This is a genomic window from Acetobacter indonesiensis, assembly GCF_000963945.1.
Lineage (GTDB): Bacteria > Pseudomonadota > Alphaproteobacteria > Acetobacterales > Acetobacteraceae > Acetobacter > Acetobacter indonesiensis.
Genome location: NZ_BAMW01000007.1, coordinates 54,412 through 66,574 on the forward strand (window position 1 = coordinate 54,412; position 12,163 = coordinate 66,574).

Annotated in this window: 8 protein-coding genes; 2 read left to right on the forward strand and 6 right to left on the reverse strand. The window is 54.3% G+C overall.

Annotated elements, in window-relative coordinates:
- Nucleotide 1 precedes the first annotated feature (1 nt).
- The 5 genes from sufD to Abin_RS03150 all read right to left on the reverse strand — a co-directional run bounded on the left by sufD (nucleotide 2) and on the right by Abin_RS03150 (nucleotide 5,457).
- Nucleotides 2-1,276 (reverse strand): Fe-S cluster assembly protein SufD, encoded by a 1,275-nt coding sequence (gene sufD, locus Abin_RS03130; protein ID WP_048844905.1) that lies wholly within the window; start codon nucleotides 1,274-1,276, stop codon nucleotides 2-4.
- Nucleotides 1,273-2,043, reverse strand: coding sequence for a Fe-S cluster assembly ATPase SufC (gene sufC, locus Abin_RS03135; RefSeq protein WP_048844906.1), 771 nt, complete (start codon nucleotides 2,041-2,043; stop codon nucleotides 1,273-1,275). Before sufC ends, sufD begins: the two co-directional genes overlap by 4 nt.
- A 13-nt stretch (nucleotides 2,044-2,056) precedes the next feature.
- Nucleotides 2,057-3,547 (reverse strand): Fe-S cluster assembly protein SufB, encoded by a 1,491-nt coding sequence (sufB, locus tag Abin_RS03140; RefSeq protein WP_048844907.1) that lies wholly within the window; start codon nucleotides 3,545-3,547, stop codon nucleotides 2,057-2,059.
- On the reverse strand, nucleotides 3,547-4,017 hold the full coding sequence (locus Abin_RS03145; RefSeq protein ID WP_048844908.1) for an SUF system Fe-S cluster assembly regulator: 471 nt from the start codon (nucleotides 4,015-4,017) through the stop codon (nucleotides 3,547-3,549). The genes sufB and Abin_RS03145 overlap by 1 nt, the downstream gene beginning before the upstream one ends.
- A gap of 141 nt (nucleotides 4,018-4,158) precedes the next feature.
- Complete coding sequence (locus tag Abin_RS03150; RefSeq protein WP_048844909.1) at nucleotides 4,159-5,457, reverse strand: DUF445 domain-containing protein; 1,299 nt, start codon at nucleotides 5,455-5,457, stop codon at nucleotides 4,159-4,161.
- Nucleotides 5,458-5,586: 129 nt separating this feature from the next.
- Between Abin_RS03150 and Abin_RS03155 the strand changes: the two genes are divergently transcribed.
- Nucleotides 5,587-8,373, forward strand: coding sequence for a phosphoenolpyruvate carboxylase (locus Abin_RS03155; RefSeq protein ID WP_084593426.1), 2,787 nt, complete (start codon nucleotides 5,587-5,589; stop codon nucleotides 8,371-8,373).
- 81 nt (nucleotides 8,374-8,454) lie between these two features.
- On the opposite strand, the gene Abin_RS03160 is transcribed toward Abin_RS03155, so the two are convergent.
- A complete protein-coding gene (locus tag Abin_RS03160) occupies nucleotides 8,455-9,501 on the reverse strand; it encodes an alpha/beta fold hydrolase (RefSeq protein ID WP_084593427.1) in 1,047 nt (348 codons plus the stop codon).
- A 281-nt stretch (nucleotides 9,502-9,782) separates the two neighbouring features.
- On the opposite strand from Abin_RS03160, the gene Abin_RS03165 reads away from it, so the two are divergent.
- Nucleotides 9,783-11,927 (forward strand): AsmA family protein, encoded by a 2,145-nt coding sequence (locus Abin_RS03165; protein ID WP_048845025.1) that lies wholly within the window; start codon nucleotides 9,783-9,785, stop codon nucleotides 11,925-11,927.
- Nucleotides 11,928-12,163: the final 236 nt, after the last annotated feature.

Genomic DNA, 12,163 nt, shown 5'->3' on the forward strand with positions numbered 1-12,163 from the left:
ATCAGGCCTCCCCTGTTACCGGAAAGCGAAGTTCCATGATGCGCGTTGCAATGGTCTGGGCAAGTTCATCAGGGATCAGCCCCAATGCTTCCGCCAGAAATGCATGAATGAGTATCTGCCGTGCTTCGGCTTCTGGCACGCCACGGCTGCGCAGATAGAACATCTGTTCATCATCCAGTGCGCCGACTGTCGCACCGTGACTGCACTTCACATCGTCAGCGTAAATTTCCAGTTCCGGCTTGGCATCAATTTCTGCTGTTTCAGACAGCAGAAGCGCCTGATTCATCTGATAGCCATCGGTTTTCTGGGCAATACGCTCCACCAGCACCTTGCCCTGAAACACACCGCGAGACTGTCCATCAAGCACATTACGAACCGTCTGACGTGAATTGCAGTCAGGCGCAGCGTGGGTAATGACGCTGGTAACATCCCCAAGCTGACGGCCCTGCAAACGCTGTGCGCCGTTGACATGAACCTGTGCATGCGCAGCGTTCAGACGGGCATGCACTTCATGCCGGGAAAGAGCCGCCCCTAGGCCAAGCACAAAACTGTCATACGACCCGTGCTCTTCAATCTGCGCATACAGCGTTGCCAAACATGCAGCATCGTCACCTTCTGTCTGAATGGTCAAATGTTGTAGGCGGGCATTGTCTGCAACAGACAGTTCCATGACTGGATTGTGCAGGTAACGCCCTTCCCCACTTTGGACACATAGCAGGGAAAGGTTTGCGCCATTTTCCAAAGTAACAGAGTGACGCGGATGGAAAGAAATCGGGTCAGCAGCCTGCCCCAAAGACACCAGCAGCAGACGACCAGCATCAATCCCGGCCGGAACCGTTAGCTGAACACCATCGGTAGCCAGCGCAGCGTTCAGGGCGGTCAGTGCATCGCGGTCTGGGCTGGAGAGTGAACCAAACGCCTGCATCTTGCTGAAAAATGTCAGATCAACATTTTCAGGCTCAACGGACAGGTCAGCTGCGTAACGACCGTTCACGAACACTAGTCGAGGCAGGCTTGCGGCTTCACCCAACGTCAGGCCCAGTCGCTCCAGTTCTGCACGGGCTTTTACGCGATCGATCTCTTGAGGTGCTGTGGCAAAGGCTGTTTCGTTTAAAAAACGCAACCCCGTATATTTCCATGCTTCCACACGGCGGTCTGGCAGACCAACCCTGTGCAACGCCCCCAAAGCCGCCCGTCGTGCCGGGTCCGTTACCGCGTCAAGACGCGCCTTGAACGGTACGAGTGAGGCTGAGGGATCTTTGATGATTGCGTTCACGCCGCCTCCGCAAGAAACCGGGTGTAGCCTTCGCTATCAATCTGTTTGGCCAGTTCTGGCCCACCAGAATGGATAATACGTCCTTTTGCCATCACATGGATGCGGTCTGGCACCAGATAATCAAGCAGACGCTGATGGTGAGTAATCACCAATGCAGAGAAGCTGGGCGAACGCAGACGGTTAACACCCTCTGCCACAATCCGCAGCGCATCTACATCCAGCCCGCTATCTGTTTCGTCCAGAATGGCAAAAGACGGCTGAAGAAGTGTCATTTGCAGCACTTCGTTTCGCTTTTTCTCACCGCCGGAAAAGCCAACATTGACGTTACGCTTCAGCATATCCGGGGCCATGGACAGAGCCTTGGATGCTTCACGCGCCGTTTTCAGAAACGCGACGGCATCAAGCTCTTCCTGACCACGGGCACGACGCACAGCATTAACAGCAGTGCGCAGAAAATTGGCGTTGTTCACACCCGGCAATTCAATAGGAGACTGGAACGCCAGAAAAAGACCTGCAGCAGCGCGTTCTTCCGGCTCCATTGCCAGCAAATCCTGCCCCTGAAAGGTCACGCTACCGGCTGTGACTTCATAGTCCTCACGCCCTGCCAACACGTAAGAAAGAGTGGATTTACCAGAACCATTCGGCCCCATGATGGCATGAACTTCACCCGGCGGGATGCTCAGATCCACCCCACGCAGAATTTCCTTTTCCTGCCCGTCAGCATCAATCCGGGCGCACAGACCGGCTATATCCAAAAACTGGGTCATGTCTTGCACTCCCTTACCCTACGCTGCCTTCAAGGCTAATCTGCAAAAGTTTCTGTGCTTCAACAGCAAATTCCATGGGCAGCTCTTTCAGCACATCCCGGCAGAAGCCGTTGACAATCAAACCAACTGCATCTTCTTCCGACAGGCCACGCTGACGGCAATAGAACAGTTGATCTTCCGAAATTTTCGATGTGGTGGCTTCATGCTCAATCCGCGCACCCATGTTCCGGTTTTCAATATACGGCACGGTATGTGCCCCACAGCGGTCGCCAATCAGAAGGCTGTCACACTGTGTAAAGTTACGCGCACCGTATGCCTTTGGCAGTACCCGCACCAACCCACGATAGGTGCTGTCTGACTGCCCGGCGCTGATTGTTTTGGCGATGATGGTTGAGCGCGTATTGCGCCCGATATGAATCATCTTCGTGCCGGTATCAGCCTGCTGGTGGTTGTTTGTCACCGCAACCGAATAAAACTCGCCGACCGAGCCCTCACCCTGCAAAATGCAGGACGGGTATTTCCAGGTAATGGCAGACCCGGTTTCAACCTGTGTCCAGGAGATTTTGGAGCGCGCACCACGGCATGCGCCACGCTTGGTCACGAAGTTATAGATACCCCCACGGCCGTTTTCATCGCCCGGATACCAGTTTTGCACTGTGGAATATTTGATGGACGCATCTTCCATAGCTACCAGTTCAACCACAGCGGCATGAAGCTGGTTTTCATCCCGCATGGGGGCAGTGCAGCCTTCCAGATAGGAAACAGATGCGCCGTCTTCCACTACAATCAGGGTGCGCTCAAACTGCCCGGTATTCCGGGCATTGATGCGGAAATAGGTAGAAAGCTCCATCGGGCAGCGCACGCCTTTGGGCACGAACACAAAGGAGCCATCGGTAAAGGCGGCTGAGTTCAGTGCTGCAAAGAAGTTATCGCCTGCTGGAACCACCGTGCCCAGATACTTCCGCACCAAGTCAGGGTGGTCTTTCACGGCCTCGGAAATCGGGCAGAAAATCACGCCTGCTTCTTCAAGCGTTTTCCGAAAAGTTGTGACGACAGAAACACTGTCAAACACCGCGTCAACAGCAACAGGCGGACGGGCTGTTTCACCTTCCGGCAATTCAACTCCGGCCAGCATAGCCTGCTCATGCAGCGGAATACCTAATTTTTCATAGGTGCGCAGCAGTTCCGGATCGACTTCTTCCAGCGACTTCGGGCCGGGTTTCTTTTTCGGGGCCGCGTAATAATGCGCGTCCTGATAATCAATCGGCGGATATTTGACTTTGGCCCATGTGGGCTCTGTCATCTGCTGCCACGCCTTGAACGCAGAAAGCCGCCATTCAAGCAGCCATTCCGGTTCCTCCTTCCGGGCAGAAATCAGACGAATGGTGTCTTCGTTCAACCCTTTGGGGGCGAGGTCCATATCAATTTCTGTTTCAAACCCCCATTTATAGGAAGATTGACCCAGTTTTTCGACGGCTTCACGCGTTTCGGTTACTGCTGGCATTAGCTCACGCCCCCTTCACGTCCTGCGCTGGCACTGATCGGCATTGGTTTCTTCATAAAAGCGGACCCACACGCACTTTTCTGACGCATGGTCTCCAATGAAATAGCCTCCAGCGTGTCGCGGATGGCTTTGTTGATGGTGTCCCAGCTTCCGCACATTCCGCATGACACGCCGGTATCACATCCGCCGCCATCGACACATGCTGTCAGGGCAATCTTGCCATCGACTGCGGCGATAACGCTGGCAACCGAAATTTCAGACAATGGCCGCGCCAGACGATACCCGCCCTTTGCCCCACGCTGGGACAGTACGAACTTATTGGCAGACAACACCTTGAGAACTTTGGCCACTGTTGGTTCCGGCACGCCGGTTTCAGCAGACAGCGCAGGAGATGTGACAACACCATCCTGTTCACCAAGATTTACAAGTATGACAACCGCATAATCGGCCAGGCGGGAAAGTTTCAGCATTATCCTGCATTACCAGATTGGAGACCTGTCAGGTCCTGTTTCAGACACATGGGGCCAAGTCCTGTAAACGTCAACCCAAAACGACAGTAGGCAGCCCTGCCTCGCAAACGTGATCGGAAGGGCATGGGGGCTGCGGTCATGTTACTGCGCGTTCAGCCCGAACAGCAGACGCAGGATGGCAAACAGAAGCGCCCCCACCCCGAATCCAACCAACGTGCCGTTAAACCGCACAAACTGGAGGTCTTTCCCAACGCGCAGTTCAAGCTTTTCAGCAATCTGCACTGCGTCCCACCCTGCCACCACACGGGCAATGAAGTCTGCCATACGGTCGCGCACAAAAGGCAGAGCCTTGAAGGTGGCTTTGCTGACACTGTCCATTATGCGTTGACGCAACACCGGATCATGCCGTGCCTGCGTGGCCATGCGGGACAAGGCATCCTGCACGATAGAGGCAATGCGCCCTTCGGGATCATCAACGTCGGCTTCAACCAGACGGCGAAAGCGCTGCCAGATATCCGCCCACCAGACGACCACACTTTCATGCGACAATACCCCCAGCACCGCCTGCGATATCTCGCTCCCGCGTTCCGGGTCAGTTTCTATCCTGTCAATCTGGCCGCGCACCCACGCCGTAAAACCTTCACGCAGGCTTGAATTCTGGGGGTCAACCCGTTCCAGTTCCTTACTGGCCGCCATCAAAACCCGCGTGGCGATAGAGCCACCAATCGCCCAGCCCAGAATACGACCGCCCTGCTCACGCACCCGGTCTTCAATCATGCTGCGAAGTGCGCCTTCTTTGGCCTGAAGACCATCCTTGATCTGCCCCAGCAAATAAGAAAGCACTTCCTGATGCCGGTCATCATCCACCAGACTGCGCAAAGCCTTGGCTACGATTGGTGCAAGGTTACTACCACCCAGCAGCCGTGGGAAAATCTTGCCTATCGCCCCACTGGCCCGACCGTCTTCCAACCGATCAAGCATCTGCGGCATGGAAGAAAGAAGGGACCGGGTTATGGTCTCACGCGCCGCAGGGTCATCCAGCATGTTTGCCAGAAAGCCGGGCAGATCAACCTGAGACAGAACTTTTGAAACTTCTTTTTCGGTAAAAACCTGCCCGGAAACAAACCGCCCCAACGCCCTGCCCAACCGTTCCTTCTGGGCAGGCAGAATCGCAGTGTGCGGTATAGGCAGCCCTAGCGGATGCCGAAACAGCGCCACAACCGCAAACCAGTCAGCCAGCCCGCCGACCACACCAGCGCGGGCACCAGCACGAAACATTTCCAGCCAGAAGCCGTCCTTCACCCAGCCGGCAGCAGGCGCAGCATAACCCGCCACAGTCAGACCACCCATAAAAACAAGCAGCCCCGTTGCGGCCCGCTGATAGCGTTTCAGGGCTTTGCGAGCGGCGATGTCACCATCATTTTCCGGATAAGACGTCATGAGGTTCTCGATAGCACTCCCCCGCACACACCCCAAGAGTGCGTGAGGCAGTTGCCGCCGATGAACAGACATGAAAATGTAGGCAGGTCTGTTTCCTAGAAATAAAATTCAAACAGTGGACGGCGCTTTATGGACCTCACCTCACTCTCTCCAGATATTCAGTCTCTACTGGCCCCTATGCTGGAAGATACGGCGGCCGCTGGCGCCGACACCCCAAACCCCGTCATGGCAACGGCGCATCGGATTGGTTTTGCTTTAGAGGACGGAACGCTTTCGCGCGCCGATGTCACCAAGCTGGTTCAGAGCCTGCGAGATTCGGCTTTTCTGCGTCGTGCAGGCCGACTGCACCGTTATGTGGGGGGCACGTCCCCCGAAACCACCGCCGAGCGCCTGAAAGACAGCGTAAAGAAACTGATTGAAAGCCTTCCTGCCCGCACAGCAGAGGCTTTTATTCAGGCGCTGACCCCAACCCGCTTTGCTGCCGTTTTTACCGCTCACCCAACATTTGCAGTCAGTAATGACGTTTATTCTGCGTTGGCCGAATGTGCGTCTCAACCCGTTCTGCCCGATGATGCTCCTTTTTTTGAAACACATCGACGCACCGCACCACCCACGTTGAATGAAGAATTTGACCTGGCAACGCAGGCTATTGCCCGTGCACGCGACGCCATTGATCTATTGACCGTCGAACTGCTTGAAGCAGCACATCATCACTGGCCAGACGTGTGGCATACGCTCAGCCCGCAGCCGATTATTGCAACAAGCTGGGTCGGTTACGATACCGATGGGCGCACTGATATTGGCTGGTGGGATACCCTGCGCCTACGCCTACGCATGAAGCTATTCCAGATTGAGCGGCTTCAGCAGCAGGTTGCAGCCTCTGGCGTGTCAGCCCCTGTCTTGGCAGACAGATTGGAAAAAGCGATTGCTGTCATTCAGCAGCAGATTGCGACAACGCCTACTAGCGCAGACCCGCAAGCCGTTGCGTCCTTTGCAGACCTTCTTGTCAACAACCATGCCACAGCACTGAACAAGGCTTCGGATCTGGCTGATGACTTGCAGGCGGCAATTAACGCAGCCCCAGAGGCGGCACGTTTACCACTGGCTGTCGCACGAGCAGGGTTTTTGGCTCATGGATTGGCGCTAGCCCATACACATGTGCGACTGAACGCCACACAGATTCACAATTTTGTTCGTCAGAAGCTGAATATTCCTGATGATCCCGGCAACCCAGCGCACCGGCGCGCCCTGCTAAACCGGGTTAATGACGCACTTGATCAGGCAGAGACTGTGCCGGTCGATTTCGGCTCCCTGATGAGCGACCCGTCAACAGCAGGCCGACTGATGATGACAGTCGCGCAGATTATCAAACATATTGATTCGGACACGCCTGTTCGCTTCCTGATTGCAGAAACCGAAACAGGTTACACATTGCTGGCGGCCCTGTGGGCGGCCACATATTTTGGCATTGCTGACAAGCTGGAAATCTCGCCCCTTTTTGAAACCGAAGATGCCCTGACCAACGGTGACAGAATTGTTGAAGAAGTTCTGCGCTCACCCGCATGGCGCGATTATGTACGACGCACAGGCCGCATGTGCTTCCAGTTCGGGTATTCTGATTCTGGACGCTACGTAGGGCAGCTTGCAGCCACCAACCTGATAGAACGGTTACGCCTGCGCATTCATGACCAGCTTGCACGTTGGAACCTGCAAGATATTACAGTTATTTTCTTTGATACGCACGGTGAAAGCATCGGCCGTGGTGCACATCCCTTCCGCATGGCTGATCGCCTGAATTATCTGTCGCCCCCGCACGTCCGGGCCAAATTTGCAGAAAGCGGGATTACATGTCGGGAAGAAACCGCGTTTCAGGGCGGAGACGGATACCTTCTGTTCGGCACACCTGAACTGGCAGGGGCAACCATTGCCTCGATTTCGGAAAATCTGTTTACACCGCTTCATCATGCGGGAGACCCGGTTTACGAACAGCCAGATTTTTCAGCAGACTTTTTCTCCAGCATTGCGGAAGGCATGACCAAGCTGGTTGCAGACCCCGGATACGCTGCGCTGCTGGGCGCATTCGGGCCTGCATTGATTGATCGTACCGGCTCTCGCCCACCTGCACGGCAAAGTGCGGAATCCGCCAACCGCACCCGCTTGAGCCACCCCAGTCAGCTTCGGGCCATACCCAATAATGCTATTCTTCAACAACTGGGATGGTGCGCCAATACGTTGCAGGGCTTAGGGGCCGCCGCACGCAGGCACCCGGACACGTTTGAAACTTTCAATACATCCAGCCCCCGTTTTCATAGGGCACTCGACTTCGCACAACATGCGTTGGCCAGTTCGGATGATCGGGTGTTGAAATGCGTGATCCAACTGCTTGACCCCGGTTTCTGGCTGGATCGCGCTACGGGCGAAGCCTCAAAAACGCGCCGTGCCGCCTTCTTATCTCTGATGCGCGATCTAGAAAAACTGGACTTTTCCGCTGACCTTCATGCCATGTTCCGCCGTATTCAGGCAGACCACCTTGCCCTGCGCGAAGCATGGGAGGAAGCACCGCATGGATCTGACCGACTGCGTGCTCTGCATGCCATTCGGATTGCATTGATTGAACAGATCTGGCTTCTGGCGTGCCGTATTCCCTTCTTCATGCCCAGAAGCGGCTTCAACCGCGACGTCATGATGCAGCAGATCCTCTGCCTGGAAATTCCGGCTGTTCTAAAAGAGATGGATCATATTTTCCCATCCGGAACCGCTGCGTCTGATCTCGATTTTCATGAACCGCGTGGGCCGCGTGAGGAAAGCATTTACATCCGCGAACATCGGGAAATCTTTATTCCCATGCGTCAGATGTTTGAACTTGCTCGTGAAATCAGTGTTGCAGTCATGCATGATATTGGCGCTTTTGGTTAAGCACCAATTTATTTGAGACGCATGGTATAAAAAAAGCCCTCGGTTTTCCCGAGGGCTTTTCCATTTCCCCTACAAAAAAAATTATCGCCCCCCGAAAAAACTTTCGACAGACAACGCAAACAGAAGTGGGTTTTGCAACGGCGCAAAATGGCTGGTATTGGGCAGAACCATAAAACCAGCATTTTCAATCGTTCCAGAAATATGCTCCACTTGCGCACGATTAATGACACTATCCCGATCAGCGGCCACCGCCCATAATGGGGCAGTAACCCGCTGGAGGTCTGCATCACTCCAGTTTGGTGCGCTTCGGTGCAGATCATTCACGGCATCACGCACATCAGAAAAACTACCGTCACGGGAAAGCTTTTTATATTCGCTGCGTGCGCGCACCAAAAAAGATTTCATATCTGAACTGTCTTGCCCGGCTTCCATATAGCCATCGGCAGACATACGGGGCGCGAATGCAAAAATACGGGATACCGTGCCGGGATGCCGCATGGCGACGTTCATGGCCTGCACCGCGCCGTCCCCCCACCCCACAAAGGCGGCGTTCCGAATATGAAGATAAGCCATTAGAGTCACCACATCATCGGCCAGCAGATCGTAACTCAGCGGCAGCTTGCCCATTGTGCTGCGCCCGTGCCCGCGGGCATCCATCACGACAACGCGGCATCTGGCCCGAAGGAGTGAACGCGCAAGGTCGCTCACGTAATCAGAATTTGCCAGTCCATCATGCAGCAGAATAACGGGAACACCCTGCCCAGCAGCGGTAAAATAGAGTTGCGCCCGCCCCTGCCCCGGTACGAACCCGGTATCCATCATCTGGCCACCCGCGTCACTCTCAAGCGACGCCGGAGTAGGCGGTAACGCGTGCCAGTCATACACGCCATTGATGGGAGGCATTCTGTCGGGCGACGAAGAAGCCAGCGGTAGAGACATTTGCTGCGCGAAGACTGATCGCCCCGCCATGAAGGCAGCAGCCCCTATTCCGGCGGTAAAGGCAGACCGTAACGCCTGCCTGCGGGACTGTTTGTAAGCCGCGACAAGAGGGAGTGTATCATCCGCAATCTGCAAAGGCGTCTCGTGCTGGAAGGACGTCTGTTCCAGGGTCGGTAGTGTCTGCTTCATGTCACTTCTGCCACTTTCTTTCTTACGCGCCGACAGACTCTTTCTACCAGTTTAGGCGAAGGCGCTTGGCCGAGACCAGTCTCTTTTTGCGGTTTTTCAGAGCATTAGGCGGAGAAAAGCCGCTTCTGCACAGCAGCCTGACAGGAACCAACATCCAGAAACCTGCGTTCCAATTCTCAAATAGGAACACCCAACCGTTATGCCTGTGATGTGTAAGAGATTTTTCCCCTTTTCTGGATGCCTGTCTGTTGTGGGCAACCATTCCCAAGGACATTCTGCCCATGACTGAAACTACAAAGCAGCCGAAGCCCAAAAGACACCCGGTTCTGATAACACTCGGCGCTTTTTTGCTGGCTATCGTGCTTCTGATCGTTTTCTGGTCATGGGACTGGTTTGTGCCACTGGTCAATTCGCGTGCAACAGCCATGCTTCACCGAAAAACGACCATTGAACATTTGCATGTCGCCCTTGGGCGCGTCACGACCGTGAAGGTTGACGGACTGAAAATTGAACAACCCGAGGCTTTTGAACAAGAGAAAAACCTGTTTGCTGAAGCCAGGGAAGTCGCCGTTTCTGTCGACGTATGGTCATACCTCTGGCACCGCACCCTTCATGTGCCGCTGATCGCACTTGATCAGCCAAAAGCCGATATTCTTGCCCGGAAAAATGGTGACAATAATTACAGCTTTACAGAAGACGGCAAACCCGCCCCCCAACAGGATGGGAAAGACCAAAGCACCTCAAATCTCCCTGATATTGGGGAGTTACGCATCACTGACGGTAATCTGCATGTCAAACACGACCCATTACAGGCCGACATGCAAATGGCCATCAATACGACCCCACCACAAGATAAAAGCCGCGGCACCATTCGCGTGGATGGCAAAGGCCGCTATGCTCACCAACCCATTACCGCCCACTTTATTGGGGGGGCTGTTCTGTCCTTTGTGGCTGACAAGGAGCCCTACCCGGTTGATTTGAGTGTGCAAAACGGGCCGACCAACGCCACTTTGAAAGGATCAATTACCCATCCGCTCGAACTGGGTGGCGCGCAACTTAAACTACATTTTGCGGGCCCAGATATGTCTTTGCTGTACCCGCTAACGGGGGTGCCCATTCCCCGTACCCCCGCCTACGCCATTACCGGCAATCTAGACTACACACGCGACCACATTGTCTTCAGGCAGTTTGAAGGCAAGATGGGAACCAGTGATATTGGCGGCACCATTGAAGTGGACCCGCACAAAAAACCACCTTTTGTTCAGGCGGACCTTCATTCCAAACAAGTTAATCTTGTTGATCTGGGCGGATTTATCGGGGCCAAGCCCGACAAGACAAAGGCTGAAGAAAAAGCTGACGCCAAGAGCAATACCGTATTGCCCGATACCCCTATCAATATTCCTCGCCTTAATGCGGTCAATGCCCACGTTACCTATCATGGTGCGCATATTGAAAACCAGAAGCTGCCACTGGATAACATCGACGCCGAATTCTTCGTGCAAGATGGCGCGATTGATCTGAAGCGCCTGAACTTTGCCGTTGGTAAAGGCACGCTTGCCAGTTCGGCCACGTTAAAGCCTGATGGCAAGCTGTTTGATACAACCGCCCGCATCGACTTTGCCCGCATTGACCTCGCCCGTGTCATGCAGGCTACGGCAGGTTCCAAAGCACAAGGTATCATTGGCGGCCATATGACGCTGAAAGCCAAAGGGAACTCAATCGCGAGCTTGATGGCCGCAGGCAATGGTGGGCTAACGCTTGTGCTTGATCAAGGCGGAGATATTACGGCAATTCTGCCAAACGTCTTAGGGCTTCAGTTGGGCAACGCGGTTCTAAGCGCGTTGGGCCTGCCTGCACACACAGATATCCGCTGCTTTATTGCCGATATGCCGCTTAAAAACGGTATTGTTTCAACCAACACATTGTTGCTTGAAACCGGGGAAGCCCGGACACTGGGCCACGGCACCATCAATTTCCGCAACAACACACTTGATTACGCGCTGACGACACGGTCCCAAGGCCCGACCATCGCATCTTTGCCGGGGGCGTTCCATATTAACGGCCCCATAAAATCCCCTACCGTTTTGCCGGGGGCTGAAATACTTGGACGTGCCGCTGCCGCAACTGGGCTAGGCTTTGTCTTCCCACCACTGGCTTTGTTGCCCACCATCCAGTTCGGGGTGGGCGATAAATCCCTGTGCGGCCGTGCCGTGCAGGAGGTCAACACCAACCCGGCTGCGGGTATTGCGCCAGGCAATCTTTCTCACGCTGTAGGAACTAAAAAAGCACCAAGCGTAAAAAACCCGTCAAAGAAATCGGACGGCAAGAAAAAGCCAAACGGCAAACCGGCCCCTCAGGCTCAGAAGCAAATGACGCCTGATGAAATAAGAGCTGCTTGGAATAAAAAGCTTAAAAACCAAAAATAGAAGAAAGAGTAATGTGTGATGGAGGGCTGTTAGGTGGAGAAGACTTCCCCTACCTGACACTCCTCATTCAACACGCGAGAATGTTGGTCGAAACAATCCAAGCAGACTACGCCCCAATGGCGCTGTCTCACGATCACTTTTCGCGCTGAAAAAGCAAAAATCCAGATACAATCAGTCAATTATAACAAGGCAAGCATATCAGAGACTGTTGCAGGCTTTGCTAAAGCATGCTCTTG